23 protein-coding genes are annotated in these 17,690 nt (G+C 63.0%); 17 read left to right on the forward strand and 6 right to left on the reverse strand.

Features of this window, described 5'->3' with window-relative positions; all coding sequences use genetic code 11:
- The first annotated feature begins 65 nt into the window (after window positions 1-65).
- The gene (locus CAG46_RS09505; protein ID WP_013973119.1) at window positions 66-308 is read left to right on the forward strand and encodes a hypothetical protein; all 243 of its coding nucleotides are present in this window, start codon (window positions 66-68) and stop codon (window positions 306-308) included.
- A 127-nt stretch (window positions 309-435) separates the two neighbouring features.
- Here the strand turns inward: CAG46_RS09505 and CAG46_RS09510 are convergent, their stop codons facing one another.
- The gene (locus CAG46_RS09510) at window positions 436-1,257 is read right to left on the reverse strand and encodes a shikimate 5-dehydrogenase (protein ID WP_085615194.1); all 822 of its coding nucleotides are present in this window, start codon (window positions 1,255-1,257) and stop codon (window positions 436-438) included.
- Window positions 1,258-1,419: 162 nt separating this feature from the next.
- On the opposite strand from CAG46_RS09510, the gene CAG46_RS09515 reads away from it, so the two are divergent.
- On the forward strand, window positions 1,420-1,764 hold the full coding sequence (locus CAG46_RS09515; protein ID WP_085615192.1) for a hypothetical protein: 345 nt from the start codon (window positions 1,420-1,422) through the stop codon (window positions 1,762-1,764).
- A 94-nt stretch (window positions 1,765-1,858) separates the two neighbouring features.
- Window positions 1,859-2,041, forward strand: a complete 183-nt coding sequence (locus tag CAG46_RS09520; RefSeq protein WP_025338686.1) for a hypothetical protein — start codon at window positions 1,859-1,861, stop codon at window positions 2,039-2,041.
- 73 nt (window positions 2,042-2,114) lie between these two features.
- On the opposite strand, the gene CAG46_RS09525 is transcribed toward CAG46_RS09520, so the two are convergent.
- Window positions 2,115-2,600, reverse strand: coding sequence for a glycoside hydrolase family protein (locus CAG46_RS09525; protein WP_085615190.1), 486 nt, complete (start codon window positions 2,598-2,600; stop codon window positions 2,115-2,117).
- Window positions 2,601-2,665: 65 nt separating this feature from the next.
- On the reverse strand, window positions 2,666-3,031 hold the full coding sequence (locus tag CAG46_RS09530) for a chemotaxis protein (RefSeq protein ID WP_085615188.1): 366 nt from the start codon (window positions 3,029-3,031) through the stop codon (window positions 2,666-2,668).
- Between the two features lie 162 nt (window positions 3,032-3,193).
- On the opposite strand from CAG46_RS09530, the gene CAG46_RS09535 reads away from it, so the two are divergent.
- Complete coding sequence (locus tag CAG46_RS09535; RefSeq protein WP_085615186.1) at window positions 3,194-4,018, forward strand: S24 family peptidase; 825 nt, start codon at window positions 3,194-3,196, stop codon at window positions 4,016-4,018.
- A 331-nt stretch (window positions 4,019-4,349) separates the two neighbouring features.
- Here CAG46_RS09535 and CAG46_RS09540 read toward each other — a convergent pair whose 3' ends face one another.
- Window positions 4,350-4,673 (reverse strand): DUF1654 domain-containing protein, encoded by a 324-nt coding sequence (locus CAG46_RS09540; protein WP_025338682.1) that lies wholly within the window; start codon window positions 4,671-4,673, stop codon window positions 4,350-4,352.
- Window positions 4,674-4,911: 238 nt separating this feature from the next.
- On the opposite strand from CAG46_RS09540, the gene CAG46_RS09545 reads away from it, so the two are divergent.
- Both CAG46_RS09545 and CAG46_RS09550 read left to right on the forward strand, forming a co-directional pair.
- Complete coding sequence (locus CAG46_RS09545) at window positions 4,912-5,586, forward strand: polysaccharide lyase family 7 protein (RefSeq protein WP_085615184.1); 675 nt, start codon at window positions 4,912-4,914, stop codon at window positions 5,584-5,586.
- A 172-nt stretch (window positions 5,587-5,758) separates the two neighbouring features.
- Window positions 5,759-6,889: a sensor histidine kinase KdpD gene (locus CAG46_RS09550; RefSeq protein ID WP_085615182.1), complete on the forward strand. Its 1,131-nt coding sequence runs from the start codon at window positions 5,759-5,761 to the stop codon at window positions 6,887-6,889.
- 403 nt (window positions 6,890-7,292) lie between these two features.
- Here CAG46_RS09550 and CAG46_RS09555 read toward each other — a convergent pair whose 3' ends face one another.
- Entirely contained in the window at window positions 7,293-7,718 is a 426-nt protein-coding gene (locus tag CAG46_RS09555; RefSeq protein WP_085615180.1) for an NUDIX domain-containing protein, read from the reverse strand.
- 193 nt (window positions 7,719-7,911) lie between these two features.
- Here CAG46_RS09555 and CAG46_RS09560 point away from each other — a divergent pair, with 193 nt between their 5' ends.
- Window positions 7,912-8,061 (forward strand): hypothetical protein, encoded by a 150-nt coding sequence (locus tag CAG46_RS09560; protein WP_178080687.1) that lies wholly within the window; start codon window positions 7,912-7,914, stop codon window positions 8,059-8,061.
- Window positions 8,062-8,191: 130 nt separating this feature from the next.
- Window positions 8,192-9,118: a D-alanyl-D-alanine endopeptidase gene (pbpG, locus tag CAG46_RS09565; RefSeq protein ID WP_085615391.1), complete on the forward strand. Its 927-nt coding sequence runs from the start codon at window positions 8,192-8,194 to the stop codon at window positions 9,116-9,118.
- 157 nt (window positions 9,119-9,275) lie between these two features.
- Here pbpG and CAG46_RS09570 read toward each other — a convergent pair whose 3' ends face one another.
- Window positions 9,276-9,710, reverse strand: a complete 435-nt coding sequence (locus tag CAG46_RS09570; protein WP_085615177.1) for a hypothetical protein — start codon at window positions 9,708-9,710, stop codon at window positions 9,276-9,278.
- Window positions 9,711-9,912: 202 nt separating this feature from the next.
- Here CAG46_RS09570 and CAG46_RS09575 point away from each other — a divergent pair, with 202 nt between their 5' ends.
- From CAG46_RS09575 to CAG46_RS09615, 9 genes are all read left to right on the forward strand, one after another.
- Window positions 9,913-11,247 (forward strand): lysine N(6)-hydroxylase/L-ornithine N(5)-oxygenase family protein, encoded by a 1,335-nt coding sequence (locus CAG46_RS09575; protein WP_085615175.1) that lies wholly within the window; start codon window positions 9,913-9,915, stop codon window positions 11,245-11,247.
- Between the two features lie 304 nt (window positions 11,248-11,551).
- Window positions 11,552-12,745 (forward strand): PepSY domain-containing protein, encoded by a 1,194-nt coding sequence (locus CAG46_RS09580; protein WP_085615173.1) that lies wholly within the window; start codon window positions 11,552-11,554, stop codon window positions 12,743-12,745.
- The gene (locus CAG46_RS09585) at window positions 12,742-13,281 is read left to right on the forward strand and encodes a hypothetical protein (protein WP_025338676.1); all 540 of its coding nucleotides are present in this window, start codon (window positions 12,742-12,744) and stop codon (window positions 13,279-13,281) included. Before CAG46_RS09580 ends, CAG46_RS09585 begins: the two co-directional genes overlap by 4 nt.
- Complete coding sequence (locus tag CAG46_RS09590) at window positions 13,278-13,598, forward strand: hypothetical protein (RefSeq protein WP_025338675.1); 321 nt, start codon at window positions 13,278-13,280, stop codon at window positions 13,596-13,598. Before CAG46_RS09585 ends, CAG46_RS09590 begins: the two co-directional genes overlap by 4 nt.
- Window positions 13,595-14,164 (forward strand): DUF6162 family protein, encoded by a 570-nt coding sequence (locus CAG46_RS09595; protein WP_085615171.1) that lies wholly within the window; start codon window positions 13,595-13,597, stop codon window positions 14,162-14,164. Before CAG46_RS09590 ends, CAG46_RS09595 begins: the two co-directional genes overlap by 4 nt.
- Window positions 14,165-14,180: 16 nt before the next feature.
- Window positions 14,181-15,083: a metal ABC transporter substrate-binding protein gene (locus CAG46_RS09600; protein WP_025338673.1), complete on the forward strand. Its 903-nt coding sequence runs from the start codon at window positions 14,181-14,183 to the stop codon at window positions 15,081-15,083.
- Window positions 15,080-15,826, forward strand: a complete 747-nt coding sequence (locus CAG46_RS09605) for a metal ABC transporter ATP-binding protein (protein WP_085615169.1) — start codon at window positions 15,080-15,082, stop codon at window positions 15,824-15,826. Before CAG46_RS09600 ends, CAG46_RS09605 begins: the two co-directional genes overlap by 4 nt.
- A complete protein-coding gene (locus tag CAG46_RS09610; RefSeq protein WP_013973136.1) occupies window positions 15,826-16,725 on the forward strand; it encodes a metal ABC transporter permease in 900 nt (299 codons plus the stop codon). Before CAG46_RS09605 ends, CAG46_RS09610 begins: the two co-directional genes overlap by 1 nt.
- A complete protein-coding gene (locus CAG46_RS09615; protein WP_085615167.1) occupies window positions 16,722-17,585 on the forward strand; it encodes a metal ABC transporter solute-binding protein, Zn/Mn family in 864 nt (287 codons plus the stop codon). Before CAG46_RS09610 ends, CAG46_RS09615 begins: the two co-directional genes overlap by 4 nt.
- Window positions 17,586-17,690: the final 105 nt, after the last annotated feature.

Consider the following 17,690-nt stretch of genomic DNA (forward strand, 5'->3'; position numbering starts at 1 on the left):
ACTCCCGGCCCCTTGCTGTGGTATATGAAGGTAACTGCTTCACATGCCACAGCGAGGTAAGGACGATGCAATCTCTTCACTGTGAATATCGCAAGCACACCATCACCGCCAGCGTGATGCCCCACCCCGATTCCCCCCTGCCCTATGCCGCCGGGTGCCTGATCACCGACCCCGACGGACACACCAGCAGGCGCATGTCGATGCCGATGAAGTTCTTCTCCGACCTCGAGAACGCACAGCATGTGTCGCTGGCCCATGGCCGGGCGCTGGTCGACCAGCAGCTGGATGAAGGGCACAAGGTGTTCTGACCTTGTCGATGCCTGTGCCGGCCTCTTCGCGGGTAAACCCGCTCCCACAGGGGTAGCGCCGCTGCTACATGCGTGCGCTATCCCTGTGGGAGCGGGTTTACCCGCGAAAGGGCCGGCACAGGAATAATCAGATATCCCGGGCGTACGCCACCGCCGCCTCCACCTGCGCCAGCGTGGGTCGCACCCCGGTGTACAGCACGAACTGCTCCAGCGCCTGCAGCGCAATCACCTCCAGCCCGGTGATCACCGGCTTGCCCAACGCCCGCGCCCGTCGGATCAACGGTGTGCTCTCCGGCATCGCCACCACGTCGAACACCCGCGCCGCCGCGGCGATGGCGTTCTCGGAAAACGCCAGCTCCTCGGCCTCGGGCCCGCCCGCCATGCCGATCGGCGTCACGTTCACCAGCATGGGTGGGCACAGGTCGCCCAGCTCCGCCACCCAGCGATAACCGCACACATCCGCCAGCTGCCGCCCGGCCTGCTCGTTGCGCGCCACGATGATGCCTTCGGCGAACCCGGCATCGCGCAAGGCACTGGCTACCGCCTTGGCCATGCCGCCACTGCCGCGCAAGGCAAACGCCGTGGACGGGTCGACCTTGTGCTGCGCCAGCAGCTGGCGCACGGCCAGGTAATCGGTGTTGTAGGCCTTCAGTTGGCCATCGCAATTGACCAGGGTATTGACCGACTCGATGGCCGCCGCCGATGGGTCGATCTCGTCGACCAGGGCCATGCAGGCCTCCTTGTACGGCATCGATACCCCGCAACCGCGGATACCCAAGGCACGGATGCCCGCCACCGCCGCCGGCAGGTCATCGGTGCGCATGGCCTTGTAGTAGAAGTCCAGGCCCAGCTGCTGGTACAGGTGGTTGTGGAACCGTACCCCGAAGGTGCCGGGGCGGCCCGCCAGGGAGATGCACAGCACGGTGTCTCTGCTTGGAGTTGTCGACATAACCTGCTCCTTTGTCATAACTGAAACGTTTGTTCAGCGTAACAGAGGTAACCGCTGGTCGTCCCTTACACAACCTTTACCGTTCCCCCGTGCTCAGCTGACGAAGAGTGGAGTCATAGTAATAGGACCCCACACTTGGGGTGTCCTTGCGAGGGTTTCTTCATGAACCGTCACATTCCCGGAATCGCCCTGCTGGTCGGTGCCCTGGCCATCAGCGCGCCCGCTGTCGCCCATGGCGGCCATGGCCATGGCGGTTGGTATGGCCCCGGCCCGCTGCTGGGTGCGGCCGTGGTTGGCGCCGTGGTCGGGGCGACGGTTTATGGCGGGCGTGACCGTACCCTGTACGTCGAGCGCCAACCGGTCTACTACGGGCCGCCACCGGTGTACGTGCAACCACCACCACCGCCGGTGTACTACCAGCCGTACTACGTGCCAGCACCACCGCCCCCGGGCTACCGCACCTACTACGGCCCGCCACCGGTGTATTACGGCCCGCCGCGGTGGTAAATGTTGATAGAACCAATGACCACTATCGAGGAAGTTAATTTCAAACCGCCCCGGCTGCTGCGTAAGGTAGGGCCATGTTTTACAGGAGGTCCACATGGCCACTATCCAGATCATGTCCGTCGTCGGCAGTGCCGTCCCCGCTTCGCTGCGTCAGCAGGGTCTGCTGGCATGCTGGTACCTGGTACGCAACGGCGAAGCCGTAAGCGGCCCGATGCCGACCCTCGCCTCGGCCCAGGCCTTGGTCGAACAGTTGCAACCAGGCACCCTGGTCGCCTGACCCGTATTTGTTGTGCGTTGCTCCCTACGCCCTTCTGGCCCGCCTACCTGGCGGGTCTTTTTTTGCCTAGGCGTTACGCCTGAACCTCCCCGCTGCAGGCTATGAACATTGCCAACAACGCGGCCAACTGGTGCTCGCGCTGACCGTAGCCCGCGCCAGGCAGGCTGGCCCAGATCGGCGCGGCCTTGGCGATCGCCTGGGCAATGCGGCCGGCCTTGATCATTGCCATTGCGCCACACTCGCTCAGCAACTTGATGGCCGCCAGGTCCTGGGCCTCAGGGGTAAAGCGGCCATTGAAGCCATAAGTGCTCACGATGGCATCCCAGGTACCGGCCAGAATCTGGTACCGCCCTGCCGCAGAGCTGTGGATGCCGTAGCTGGGCAACCACACCTTCTGCCTCGGGTGCCCGCTGTAGTCATTGAACAGTTGGCCGCCCACCAGGACGTTGTAGCCATCGTCACTGGCAGCGATGGTCGAGGTACCCTCGGACCAGGCCAGCATGTCCAGGAATGCGAGCACGTTCGCGCCGCCGGCAGCGGCAGAATCCAATCGAGCCATGTTGTCTCCATACAGAAAAGGGCCCATACGCATGGGCATGAACAGAATTTGTCTTGCGGGCCGCCTCACTCACCCTGCTTCCCGCGCAGGCGGGCGATCCCCTCGCCCTGGACGGTGACCTGCCGGGGAGGATGGCCGCCCCGACTGATCAGCGCTTCGATCTTGCCTTCCAGGCGCCCTACGGTGATCACCAGTTCATTGCGTTCCTTTGCAAACTGATCGGCCCTGGCCTGCGCTTCCCTTCGGGCGTCACGCTCGATATCGAGCAGTTCGTTCAGGCGCCGGACCACGCCAATATCAGCGTTGTCCATGGCACGGTCAGCCGCATCCCTGGACAGCCACTTGCGCAGCCAGAGGAATGCACCCAGCAACACGGTGCCTGTTCCGCCCAGCCAGGTGATGGTGCCTGGGCCGAGGTCAGTCGGGTCCATGAAAACCTCATAACGGATGGTGATGTCGTAAGCCTGGAGAACAGCTTCTCGGTGGCTTCCCTTGCTTGCATATTAAATTTAGCCTACAGCTAATATCATGACAAGAGAAATTTAGCCTTGAGCATATTTAGCAGCAAGCTAAACACTGGCATGCTTCGCCCCATGGACATCTACGAAATTCGCAAGCACAACCTGGTCAAGCTGATCGGCAGCCAGAGGAAGGGATCCTGCGCAGAGCGCTGGGGGATGGCGCCTGCGCACCTGAGCCAGATCCTCTCGGACAAGACAGCGAAGAACCTGGGCGATGACGTGGCCCGCAGGATCGAGGGCATCGAAGGCTTGCCGCGGGGGTGGTTCGACGCGATGGCAGCGGGCGACCAGGCGCAGTCGCCGGTCGAGGCTGGCGACAGCAAGCTTTCCGCGGCCGACCTGGTCAAGCAGATGCTTGCCAGAAGCGGCAGGGGCATCCCCGAAGAAACCCGGCAAAGGCTGCTGGCCGCCGCCGAGGAGCCGGCAGACTCGACGCTGGTGGCGGCTGAACTTGTTCGGCCAGGCCTGGTGGGCGACGAAGTATGGATTGCCCACTACGACGTCCGTGCGGCCATGGGCGGCGGGCAGATCCCCCACGACTACCCTGAGATGTTCAAGGATGTTCGCGTCAGCCCAAGCCACCTGCGCGAGCTGGGCGTGGAGTTCAGCGAGCACCACCACCTGAAGATGGTGACCGGCTGGGGGCAGTCGATGGAACCGACCATCAAGCACCGCGACCCGCTGATCGTGGACGTCAGCATCCGCGAGTTCGTCGGCGATGGAATCTACTTCTTCTCCTGGGGCGACCACATCTACATCAAGCGGCTGCAGATTGCCGACGAAGACCATTTCGAGATGATTTCCGACAACTCGCGGCACAAGGACCGCATGATTCGCCGGGAAGAGACCTACATCCAGGCCAGGGTGCTGCTGGTTTGGAATGCACACCTTGTGTAAAGCGAAGCCCACCACCCCGGCGTAATGCTGTCCATTCGCGCAACTAGGGCCGCCTTGCGGCCCTTCGCGGGCAAGCCCGCTCCCACAGCCAAGCGGTACGCGTACCCTGTGGGAGCGGCTTTAGCCGCGAAGAATCCAACGCGGTGCATGGCACCGGCTGCGCCGGTGTTCGCGGCTAAAGCCGCTCCCACAAAGTCCCTGCTAATTTAATGAGTTATGCGCAGTTCTAGGGGAGCGGGCTTGCCCGCGAAGGGCTGCAAGGCAGCCCCATCGATGTCACATCAGACTTGAGTGAACAGCATTACGCTACCCCGCAGGCTCTTTCTGACCTTCAGAAAGGTGCCGCCTCCTCGACCTGCTGCTCGCTGTCCTGCTCGACGATAAAGTCGTCGCGCTCCTCCACGCTGCCGCGCTCCCAGCGCACCGTCACGCTCTCGTCGTCGTTGAAGGTCAGTTCCAGCTCGGGCGTCTCGGCCAGCAGGCCCATCACCTCCTCCCACTCGGCATCACCGTCGGTATCCAGGCGATGCACCGTCACCCAGCGCTGCGTCTGCGCGAGCGGGTGGTTGATCATCGCTGATACCCGCAAGCTCAGCCGCTCTATTCCGGTCATTTCCTGGCGCTGATGGGGCGTCGACTTCAAGGGCTTAGACATATTCTTATCCTGACAGCTGTATATTCGTACAGTATTCAAGGAAAGCTTATCTCACCGCCAAATCAAGCGTAAAGCCCCCGATGTGGAAAATTTTCGCCAACAGGTAATTTGTCGCCCGGCGAAATAATTTTAGCCATGGGCTATTGACGATGATTTAGCGCAAGGCTAAATTTCATTCCAGCAGCCGCCACCGTGCTGCTGCGGCACTCACCGTCATTTTCATTCAGGAGTTCTCCCCATGAGCGTAGACATCCGCAACCTCACCCTCGCCGTTCCGATAGCTGAATCGTCGATCAGCACCGTAGCGGTCGAACTCACCGGCAGCGAAGCGATTGCCCTGTACCCGAACTACGTGACAGTGCTCAGCGATGGTTCGGTCCAGTTGTCTGCCCCCACCAAAGGCGCTTCGAGCAAAAGCACCCGCAGGACCCGCTGCGAGTGGTCGGAGCCGAAATACTGGACCTTGGGCGGTGCCCCAAATCACTGGAATCGCCAGGAAATGACGCTGACCAAGGTCAACTGGGCGCAGAAGGTGGTAATCGCGCAGATGCACGTCTACGGGGACGACAGCCCGCCCGTGAAGGTGTTCTGGAAAAAGGGCGACATCACCCTGGGTTTTCGGCGGACCTACAACCAGACTGACCCGATCAACTCGACGGTGCTCAAGGGGGTACCGCTGGGGGCAAAGTTCGAGGTGAGCATCCATGCCACCGCAGCAGGCGTGGTCAACGTTACGGCCAAGTGCAATGGCGTGAGCGGTACGTCCGGCGATCTGCAGTTCGACAGCACCTGGGCTACACAGCTATTCGAGTTCCACGGCGGGGTCTACAACCAGGTGGACTACACCGATACCACGCCCGCCGATGACGGCTCGATCTGCATCATCAGCGACCTCTCGCTGACCCATGCCTGAACCCAGGCCGCCGGCAAGACTTCCCGATGCCCCTGCCCCCGACGCAGGTTGCATCGGGATCGCCTTTGGCTGAACTCCAGGTGGGCCGCTCATGGCTGCCGCTCAAACTTCCTGTTTCCCAGATGAACTAAGCTAATCGGATGTCTTTTTTCCAGATCAGGGTTAGGCCCCCATGAGACTGTTCGATTTCATTGATGGCAGTATGGAACCCATTCTCCAGGCTTGGGAAAATTACGCCCGCTCGGTTGAAACAGAGCTGCCTAAGCAGGACTCCATCGGCTTGCGCAATCATGCCGAGAAGATGCTCCGCACCGTGGCCGCAGACATGAGAACGCCCCAGAGCAGGCAACAACAGTCCGAGAAAGCACAAGGGAGAGGCCCCAGTAGTTCCAGCGAAACCGCAGCGCAGACCCACGCGGTTGCTCGCTTGATAGCTGGGTTCTCGATGGATCAGATGGTGTCCGAATACCGGGCATTGCGCGCAAGCGTTCTGTCACTCTGGCTTACCCAGGAATCGTTCGCAGACGCGCATCATGTTCAGGACATGATCCGGTTCAATGAAGCGATTGACCAGGCGCTCGTAGAGTCGATCGCGGCCTACGGAACGGCAGTCGAGGCGACCCGGAAAATGGTGCTCGCCGTGCTCGGTCATGATTTGCGTTCGCCCTTGGGCGCGATACTCATGGCTGGCGGGCTGATCCAGCGGCAGACGGGGCTGGATGAAAAGGGAAAGTTACTGGCGACCCAGGTTTGTACCAGTGCACATCGGGCAAATGTCATGATCAACGATTTGCTGGATCTGGCCCGCTGCAACCTGGGGACTGGCATTCCAGTGGATTTGCGGAAAATGGATCTGAACTCTATCTGCCAGGCTGTCATTGACGAACTGCGCACGGCATTCCCGCACGCGCGGATCATCCTGGATGAGCAGGCGCACATTACCGGGCAATTCGACCCTGACCGCATCTCTCAGGTTTTCTCCAACCTGATAGGCAATGCCCTGCGCCATGGCGATGCGACGGCCCCGATCAAGGTCACGGTGGCCAGGGTGGATGGTGTTCCACGGGTCAGCGTCCAGAATTCCGGAGAGCCTATTCCACCCGAGGTGATGCCCTACATCTTCAAGCCGGAAGGGCGATACTCGAGCTACTCATCCGGAGACCGGGGCTCCGCAGCGGGGCTCGGCCTTGGCCTGTTCATCGCATCGGAGATCGTGGCGAACCACGGTGGCAGAATTGAGGTGGAGTCGACCGAAGAGGAAGGGACGACCTTTGAGGTTGTTCTGCTGTCTTCGGCAGAGTGATGATGGGTACAGGACAGGTGACTTTCAAGCAGGTCCAAGTCAGAAAGAAGTGACCGCTCAAAGAACCAATAACAAAGGTTTTGATCAAGGAAAATGCGCCGGAAGGTTAGCATCTGCTTTGGGTCGAAAGCTGCCAATCACGAGTGGCCGCTCTCGACCCAAAGCAGACGCTGAAAAAAACTGATGTCGTGAGTGCCATGCGCACTCTGTGGGAGCGGGCGTGCCCGCGAACACCGGCGCAGCCGGTGCCAGTCTCCGCGTTTGATTCTTCGCGGGCGCGCCCGCTCCCACAGAGATTGCTGTTCGGCTCACCGGCAGCAAGGGGTCGAAAGCCACGGGTCGTGGATGACTGACTTCCTCAAGGTGTGAAGTTGCCCTTCGACTGCCATCTGATTTCCCCTCGCTATTCCAACGACTCAAATTCCTTGAGTCTACGCCCTAAGAACTCCAGTGCTCGCTGGAATACGGGATGGCAATCGGCGTAGGGAAGTTCATCTAGCGGAGCCCAGAAAAACTCGAACACATGGCCGTGGTCATCTAGTGTCTGATGGGTCCAGCTTTCTGGGAGATCACGCAATGCTCGACAAAGTTGAAACGACCATATTTGATCTAGATGTTCGGCATTCCAGCACCCCAAGTCCGTTTCAACTATCGCGTCGTCGATGCCAGACTCCTCTGCCAGCTCACGCAAGGCGGCCTCGCTGGGAGCTTCCCCACTCTCAATAGTGCCTTTTACCAGTTGCGTGCCTGCCATAGGGTGTCGGAATAGTAGAAGCCTGGACGGTGGCGAAGACGACAGCACTACAGGGCATACCTTGCCAGGAATCATTGCTCTCTCCATATGAAGCTCGAAAAGCCATCCATGATAGGCGTTCAGTTTGGCTTGTACGAATCGGGAAACGGAAGGGCATTGTAGGCAGAGAACGGCGTTCGACCTGATAGCCGTACGCTACTTTTCTCCAGCGTCTGCAATGAGCAGTGAGCAGCACGAATTGGAACGTCGCACCTCGCGATGCAGAGGCATGGTCGCGAAGACCGAGTGGAAGAGTTCGACAGTCAAGCGCGCCGCTTTTGCCCAGGTCAAGACGATGTTCCGCGCGGCTGTGTTTGACTGGGCCGAACTGGCGAAGCTGGAAGCGAACGTAATTGGTACAGAATTGGTACCGGATTAAATTTCGTTCACGTTGCGCCCTTTAGTCATAAGGCATTCGACAGCAATTCAGCCATACTCCAGAATGCAGCGGTTTTTGGGGGAAAACCCTTGCACAGCCAACGACATACCAACTTTTAGTGAGCCTCAACGTGAAAACATCCCTGTCCATCCTCAGTCTGCTGCTGTTGCTCACAGGTACTGCGACCCTTCCGTCGACCGCTGCTGCACAACCCCCGGCCCAGGTTCAACGTGACCCTTCCAAGCTGCACCTCGCCTCGGGCAGCGCCCTGCTGATCGACTTGAACTCCAACCAGGAGCTGTATTCGAGCCACCCCGACCGCGTGGTACCGATTGCGTCGGTGACCAAACTGATGACGGCGATGGTAGTGCTGGATGCCAAGCAGCCCATGGATGAGATGCTCACCATGACCATTGCCAACAACCCGGAAATGAAAGGCGTGTATTCGCGTGTGCGGCTGGGCAGCCAGCTCGACCGCCGCGAAACCTTGCTGATTACCCTGATGTCATCGGAAAACCGTGCGGCCAACACCCTGGCCAACCATTACCCCGGCGGCTACCCGGCGTTCATCAAGGCGATGAACGCCAAGGCCCGCAGCCTGGGCATGGCGCACACCCGCTACGTCGAGCCGACCGGCCTGTCGACGCAGAACGTGTCCACGGCCCGTGACCTGGCCAAGCTGCTGATGGCGTCGCGCAAGTACCCGATGCTGAGCGAACTGTCGACCACCCGCGAGAAGACCGTGGCCTTCCGCAAGCCCAACTACACCCTGGGTTTCCGCAACACCGACCACCTGGTGAACAAGAGCAACTGGGACATCAAGCTGACCAAGACCGGCTTCACCAATGAAGCCGGGCACTGCCTGGTGCTGCTGACTCGCATGGACAACCGCCCGGTGGCCATGGTGATCCTCGACGCCTTTGGCAAGTACACCCACTTCGCCGATGCCAGCCGCATGCGTCAGTGGCTGGAAACCGGTGCTGCCAAGCCGGCGCCGGCGGTGGCCATGCAGTACAAGGCAGAGCGGCAGAACAAGGGGCGCCTGGCGGCCGAATGACCGCCGCCTGATGCTACCCGGCCCTGGTAGGAGCGGCCTTGTGTCGCGATGGGCTGCAACGCAGCCCCGACGATTTGTGCATTGATGCCAACATCCCGGGGCCGCTTCGCAGCCCATCGCGACACAAGGCCGCTCCTACAGGGGACCGTATCCGCTGTCAGGCCGTGGTGCTGACCATCCCGCCCGCGCTGCTGCCACCCGTTTTCTGTAGCGCTTCGAGCAACTGCGCGGTGGCCTGCAGGATTTCACCATTGATGGTGGCGATGCTCGCCTGCTTGGCGGACACAACTGCCAGTTTGGTGGTTTCGTCCATCTTCTGCGCCATCAACTGAGCCAGTTGCTTCTGCTCCTCGGCCAATTGCTTCTGCAGCTTCTTGATCATCTCGCGCAATTGCCTGATGTGCGCAGGCTCCGAACTTTCACTGCTGCCCTGGGCGCCTTGAGCCTGGCCGCCACCGCTCAATTTCGACGTGTCCGCCTGAGCGCCGGCCCCACTCTCTTCAGTCTTTTGCGCATCCTGGCTGTCGGCGACCTGGGTTGTGCTCACCGCCTGGGCCGTGGTGCTGATGCTGACTGCTGCAATACCTGTCATGTCTTACTCCCTGCGTTGCAAATGGGTCCTTGGGTTGTTCTGCCTATCGGCCGACAGGCGCAAGCCTTTAGCCCCCTGTTGCAAGTGGCCGGTCGCCCGCCAGTAAATTCCCCGTCGTTTGGCTCGTTCCACCCAATGTACAAGCGCAGGCGCCGGCCTCTCCCGGCGAGCGTCAACATTCGACCATTATGGAACCGCAGCCATGAGCCAGTCTGCAAACCCGGAAACCATCAAGGACCTGATCGGCGTGGGCTTCGGCCCTTCCAACCTGGCCCTGGCCATCGCCCTGGAAGAACTCGCCGAGTCTCAGGGCCATGCCCTCGACGCGCTGTTCATCGACAAACAGCAGGACTATCGCTGGCACGGCGAAACCCTGGCCACCCAGAGCGAGCTGCAGATCTCGTTCCTCAAGGACCTGGTGTCGCTGCGCAACCCCACCAGCCCCTACAGCTTCGTCAACTACCTGCACCAGAAGCAGCGCCTGGCCGACTTCATCAACCTCGGCACCTTCTACCCCTGCCGCCTCGAGTACAACGACTACCTGCGCTGGGCCGCCGAGCACTTCGCCACCCAGGCGGTATATGGCGAGGAAGTGCTGCGCATCGAGCCGGACGTGCAGGCGGGCCGGGTCGAGCACCTGCGCCTGGTCTCGCGCGACGCCCAAGGCCGCGAATACAGCCGCCGCACCCGTTCGGTGGTGGTCGGCAGCGGCGGCACGCCGAAAATCCCGGAAAAGTTCGGCGCCTTCAAGGACGACCCGCGGGTATTCCATCACTCCCAGTACCTGAGCAGCCTGAACAAGCTGCCGTGCACCGCCGGCAAGCCGATGCGCATAGCCGTGATCGGTTCGGGCCAGAGCGCCGCCGAGGCGTTCATCGACCTCAACGACAGCTACCCGTCGGTCAAGGTCGACATGATCCTGCGCGGTTCGGCGCTCAAGCCTGCCGATGACAGCCCGTTCGTCAACGAGATCTTCTCGCCGGACTACACCGACCTGGTCTACAACGAACCGGCCGACCAGCGCAGCAAGCTGCTGGGCGAATACCACAACACCAACTATTCGGTGGTCGACCTCAACCTGATCGAACGCATCTACGGCATCCTCTACCGGCAGAAGGTCGCCCACCAGTACCGCCACAACGTGCTGTGCCGGCGCCAGGTCGAAGCCGTGGTGGCCACCCGCGAAGGCCTGGAACTGACCCTGCGCGACCTCGCCACCGGCCAGCAGCAGACCCACCGCTACGACGCGGTGATACTCGCAACCGGCTACGAGCGCCGCTCGCACCGTGACCTGCTGGCGCCCCTGGCCGGGTACCTGGAAGATTTCAGCGTCGACCGCAACTACCGCGTGCTGGCCAGCCCCGACCTGCAGGCCTCGGTGTACCTGCAGGGCTTCTGCGAAAACAGCCACGGCCTGAGTGACACCCTGCTCTCGGTGCTGCCGGCGCGCGCTGCGGAAATTGGCCGCGCGCTGTACCAGGACCTGGCGCAGCTGCACGGCAAGCCGCAACCGGCAGTGGCCCTGACCCGCGCCTGATCTCCTGCAAGACCAGCACTGCCCTCAAGGCATGTACAGGTCCTGTAGGAGCGGCCTTGTGTCGCGAAAGGGCTGCAAAGCAGCCCCGGCAATTTGTGCGTCTGCGCTGAAACCCTGGGGCTGCTGCGCAGCCCTTTCGCGACACAAGGCCGCTCCTACAGGGTCGCGCCAGCTTTCAGGTTTCTTTGCCTGAAACATTTGCTTGCATTTAAAACGGCAGGTTTTCGATTCTCATTCGTCCTTATCAATACAGCCCCTCTTTGGCTGGGCACACGCTCGACTCCCCATTGCAGAAGACCGTCAGATGGCCAAATCACCGAAAAAATCCAAATCCAGGCTGTGGTTCCTGGTCCACAGCTGGCTCGCCTTGCCGATCTGGTTCTTTGTCCTGATCGTCTGCTTCACCGGCATGCTCGCGGTGGTCAGCCAGGAAATCGTCTGGCTGGCCGACCCGGCCGTGCGCGCCAACAAGCCCGACGCCGACGCCGAACGCCTGAGCTTCCAGCAGGTACTGGACGCCCTGCACAAGGCCGAGCCGGACATGGTGGTGGAGCGGTTGATCCAGCCCGACGGTTCGCACTTTGCGGTCAAAGCCAATGTCACCCTGCCTGACGGCACCAGCCCGACGCTGTATGTAAACCCCTACACCGGGGCCATCCAGGGCAAGACCCCGGACTTCAACTTCGAAGCCTTCACCCGCGCCCTGCACGGCTGGTGGCTGGTGCCGTTCACCAACGGCTTCAGCTGGGGCTGGTACCTGGTGTCGCTGCTCGGTCTGCCCATGCTGGCTTCGCTGGTCACCGGCCTGGTGGTGTACAAGAAGTTCTGGAAGGGCTTCTTCAAGCCGGTGCGCACCGGCCATGGCTCGCGGATTTTCTGGGGCGACCTGCACCGCCTGGCCGGGGTCTGGTCGATCTGGTTCATTGCGGTCATTTCCATCACCGGCACCTGGTTCCTGATCCAGGCGATCCTGGCCGACAACCACATCACCATTTCCAGCCGGCCCATCGTGCCGGTGATCGCCCGTGAGGACGTGCCGCAAACCCCGAATGGCAGCCCGGCAACGCGCATCGACCTGGATGAAGCGGCACGCATCGCCGGCCTGGCGGTCCCGGGGCTGGACATCAGCTTCATCTCGCTGCCGGCCACCGCCTACAGCCACATCACCCTGGCAGGGCCAGGCTGGTACCCGCTGATGTTCCAGAGCGCCTCGGTAAACCCGTACACGCGTAATGTCGACAGCCAGTTCCTGATCAGCGACCGCTCCGCCCTGGAGTTCGTCACCGAGTCGATGCGCCCGCTGCACACCGGCGATTTCGGCGGCCTGCCGATCAAGCTGGTGTGGTTCTTCTTCGGCCTGGTCCTCACCCTGATGGTGTTCAGCGGCTTGCTGATCTGGACCAAACGCACCGCCCAGGCCACCGCCGCCGCCCTCAAGCGCAGCGAGCGCGCACCGCGCATGGCGCGCCATGAACCCACCGCGGAGATCCGCCCATGAGCCAGGCCCAAGCCGTGCCCGTCAGCCCGCTGAAGCAACTGTGGCTGAAGTGGCGTTTTCACCTGAACATCCTGCTGATACTCATCCCGCTGGGCTTCATGCCCAAGTACTTCGCCGACGCCAAGCTGTTCCGCGGCGAAGCGGGGCTCGGCGCCAATGTGATCAACGACATCCAGGTCGGCCCCTATACCCTGGACCTGGCCGAGATGCGTGACGAGGCCCCCCGCGCCGACGGCCCTGCCGGCCACTTCAAGGTCTTCAATGCATCGCTGTGCAAGGCCTGCGTCAACGGCGTCAAGGCGGCCTACCTGCGCATCGGCAAACCGCGCAGCCTGCGCGCCGCTGGCACGATTTTCTTCGGTGCGCCGTACAACATGGGCACCTCGTTGCCGATCCCGCCACGCACCAAGCCCGACGCGCAGATCTGGATCACCCTGGAAGGCTGGGACGGCAGCATGCACCAGGCGTCGGTCCCCCTGGCCAAGGCATCGCCAGCCACCGTGGCCTGGCTCGAGAAACAAGGAGGCAATAAATGAAACACCTGATGCGCACCCTCGCCCTGCCCTTGCTGGTGCTGGCCGCCGGCCCGGCCCTGGCGCACAACCCGATGTGCGAGTGCGAAGAACTGCCTGGCGGCCAGGTCAAGTGCACCGGCGGCTTCTCGGATGGCAGCGGTGCCCCCGGGGTAACCCTGGACGTGATCGCCTACGACGAACAGGTGCTGGTCGGCGGCAAGCTCGGTGATGATTCGACCCTGACCTTCAAGCGCCCGGACGGCGAATTCTACGTGCTGTTCGATGCCGGCCCCGGGCACGTGGTGGAAGTCGACCACGCCGATATCGCCCAGCCATGAGCCGCGCCCAAGTGATTCGCCCGGCCGGTGCCGGGCACGAAACCCTGTACGTGCTGCTGGTCAGCCTGCTGATCGTGGTACTCGCCACCGGCGTGGTGCTGCTGCGCGGCGAACGCGAGGATGAACAGGCCATCGCCAGCCACCAGATCGACGCCCGTCGCGACCTCACCGCCGCCGAGCAAGGCCTGTACACCGACCTGCGGGTGGCCTTCGACGAAATCCAGCTGCTGCGTGAAGAAAACGCCGCCGCGCCCAGCGTGCAGGCCCTGGCCGAGGAAGGCCTGCCGCCGTTCGTGGTCGATGCCGGCAGCCAGGGCCGCGGCAACCACCAATGGTCGTGGCTGGAACCCGGGGCCTACTTCGGCCGCAGTCAGGCCCCGGAAGTGGCCGGCAGCCTGCTGCTGATCCTGCCGGCCGACAGCACCGGCCAGGCCGATGTCTGGCTGCGCCGCGACAGCGCCGCCGTGCCCCCTGACGACCTTGGCCAGGCCGCCCTGATCGCCGCCGGCTGGCAGCAGGTGGTCAGCCATTACGACGCCGGGGTCACCCGCGAACACCGTCACTGAACCCAAGGACTCCCCCATGCTCCGCTCCGCCCTCGCCCTGCTCCTGGCCCTTGCCCTGCCGGCACAGGCCCTGGCCGATAACGGCAAGCCCCTGCGTATCGGCATTACCCTGCACCCCTACTACAGCTATGTGAGCAACATCGTCGGCGACAAGGCCGAAGTGGTACCGCTGATTCCGGCGGGGTTCAACCCCCATGCCTACGAGCCACGGGCCGAGGACATAAAGCGCATCGGCACCCTGGACGTGGTGGTGCTCAACGGCGTTGGCCATGACGATTTCGCCGACCGCATGATCGCCGCCAGCGAAAAGCCCGGCATCAACACCATCGAGGCCAACCAGAACGTACCCTTGCTGGCGGCCACCGGCATTGCCGCCCGTGGCGCCGGCAAGGTGGTCAACCCGCACACCTTCCTGTCGATCAGCACCACCATCGCCCAGGTCAACAACATCGCCCGCGAACTGGGCAAGCTCGACCCGGACAACGCCAAGCTGTACACGCAAAACGCCCGCGCCTATGCCAAGCGCTTGCGCACACTGCGTGCCGACGCACTGGCCAAGGTCACCGAGGCGCCCAGCGCCACCTTCCGGGTCGCCACCATCCATGCCGCCTACGACTACCTGGTGCGCGACTTCGGCCTGGAGGTGACTGCGGTGGTCGAGCCAGCCCATGGCATCGAACCCAGCCCGGCCCAGCTGAAAAAGACCATCGACCAGCTCAAGGCGCTGGACGTGCGGGTGATCTTCTCGGAAATGGACTTCCCGTCGGCCTATGTCGAAACCATCCAGCGTGAATCCGGCGTGCGCCTGTACCCGCTGACGCACATTTCCTACGGCGAATACACCAAGGACAAGTACGAAGTGGAGATGAAGCGCAACCTCGACACCGTGGTCCGCGCCATCCAGGAGAACCGCGCATGACCGTCGCCGCCAACCTGGTGACAGCCTGCGGGCCGCGCATCGAGTTTGCCGGCATCGACCTGACCCTGGGCCGCACCCGCATCCTCGAACAGGTCAGTTTCAACGTCGCCGCCGGCAGCGTGCATGCCATCGTCGGCCCCAACGGCGGCGGCAAGAGTTCGCTGATCAAGACCCTGCTCGGGCAGATGCCGCACCAGGGCCAGCTGACCCTGCACTGGCCCGGCGAACGCGAAGTGATCGGCTATGTGCCGCAGGCGCTGGAGTTCGACCGTGGCCTGCCGATGACCGTGGACGATTTCATGGCTGCCATGTGCCAGCGCCGCCCCGCCTTCCTCGGCCTGTCGCGCCGTGTGCAGCCGGCCATCGACGCAGCCTTGGCGCGGGTCGGCATGCTCGACAAGCGCAAACGGCGCATGGGCGCGCTTTCCGGTGGCGAACGCCAACGCGTGCTGCTGGCCCAGGGCCTGATCCCCGAGCCGCAACTGCTGGTGCTGGACGAGCCGATGTCGGCCCTGGATGAAGCCGGCATCCAGGTGTTCGAACAACTGCTGCAGGGCTGGCGCCAGGCCGGCACCACCGTGCTGTGGATCGAACACGACCTGGAAGCCGTGCTGCGCCTGGCCGACCGGGTTACCGGCCTGAGCCGCCAGGTACTGTTCGACGCCCCGCCCGCCCAGGCCCTTACCCCAGAGCGCCTGCTCGGCCTGTTCTACGTTCACCCGCGTAGCGAGAGCCTTGCCTGATGAGTTTCGAAATCTTTCGGCAAACGGTCCAGGACTGGGCCACTGCCGGCTACCTGCCCGAGGCGCTGGCCTACGGCTTCGTGGTCAACGCTCTGCTGGCCGGTTTGATGATCGGCCCGGTGCTGGGCGGCCTGGGCACCCTGGTGGTGGTCAAGCGTTTTGCCTTCTTCTCCGAGGCGGTCGGCCATGCCGCGCTGACCGGCGTGGCCATCGGCATCCTGCTGGGCGAGCCCTACACCGGCCCCTACGGCAGCCTGTTCGGCTACTGCCTGCTGTTCGGCATCTTGCTCAACTTCCTGCGCAACCGCACCGGGCTGTCGCCGGACACACTGATCGGCGTATTCCTGTCGGTGTCGCTGGCGCTGGGCGCCAGCCTGCTGCTGATGCTGGCGGGCAAGATCAATGTGCACATCCTCGAGAACGTGCTGTTCGGATCGGTGCTGACCGTCAGCGGCCAGGACCTGGTGGTGCTGGGCATCGTCGCGGTGCTGGTGCTGGCATTGGCCGTGCCGCTGTACAACCGCATCATGCTGGCCAGTTTCAACCCACAGCTGGCGGCCGTGCGCGGGGTGGCGGTGAAAACCCTGGACTACCTGTTCGTGGTGCTGGTGACCCTGGTCACCGTGGCCTCGGTGAAGGTGATCGGGGCGATCCTGGTCGGGGCGCTGCTGGTGATTCCCGCTGCCGCCGCACGCCTGGTCAGCCAGTCGCTGAAGGGCTTTTTCTTCCTGTCCGTTCTGATCGCCACGCTGAGCACGTTGCTCGGCATCCTGCTGCCGATCGTTTTCGACCTGCCGGTGCCGTCCGGCGCCGCGATCATTCTGGTCGCCGGCATCTGCTTCGCCCTGGCGGCGCTGGCCCGCGCCCTCGTCCCCCGCCTGCAAGGAAACCCGGCATGAACCTGAAACGCCTGACCCTGGCGCTGGCCCTGGCCGGCCTGCCGTCGCTGTCTTTCGCCACGCAAGTACTGACCACCCTGCCCGTCACCCACAGCCTGGCCAGTGCCCTGCTCGACGGCACCACGGTGCAGCTCACGCGTGCAGCCCCCGCCAACCTGCCTGCCAGCCGCCAACCTTCCTATTTCAGCGGGCGCGGTGGCGCCAGCCTGCACAAGGCCGCGCAGCAGGCCGACGCGGTGATCGGCGTGCGCTCGATCTGGCGTGACGACCCGCTGTACCCGATGGCCCGGCGCAGCAATATCCGGATCGTCGAGATCGACGCCGCACGGCCGGTGGATGGCGCGCTGCCGGGTATTGCGGTGAGCGGCGACGAGGCCTATGGCGCCTACCCCTGGCTCAACCCGACCAACTTCGGGCGCATGGCGGACGTGGTAGCCAATGACCTGGAGCGGTTGGCGCCGGGCGACAAGGCGAAGATCCAGGGCAACCTGGCCGGGCTCAAACGCCAGTTGCTGGAGCTTTCGGCCAGCAGCCAGACACGCTTGGCCAAGGTAGACAACCTGACGGTGCTGAGCCTGTCGGAGCGGCTGGGTTATCTGGCCAGCGGGTTGAACCTGGACGTGGTCGAGCAGCCGCTGCCGGCCGAGTGGGATGCCGTCGCACTGAAGGCACTGGGGGACAACCTGAAGGCGCAGGATGTGGCGCTGGTGCTGGACCATCGGCAGCCGGAGGCGGCTGTAGCCGAGGTGATCAAGGCGTCCGGGGCGAAGCTGGTGGTGGTGGAAAGTGACCCTGAGGATGCGTTTGCGGGGCTGAAGGCCAGTGTGGATCAGGTAGTTGCCGCCCTGGGCGAAAGCTGATGTTCTCCTCGCAGTCCCACAGGCCTGCACGGTCCCTGTGTAGGAGCGGCCTTGTGTCGCGATGGGCTGCGCAGCAGCCCCAAGGGTTCAGCGGTGATGCACAAT

Origin of the sequence: Pseudomonas sp. B23(2017), from assembly GCF_002113725.1 — a bacterium.
Lineage (GTDB): Bacteria > Pseudomonadota > Gammaproteobacteria > Pseudomonadales > Pseudomonadaceae > Aquipseudomonas > Aquipseudomonas putida_Z.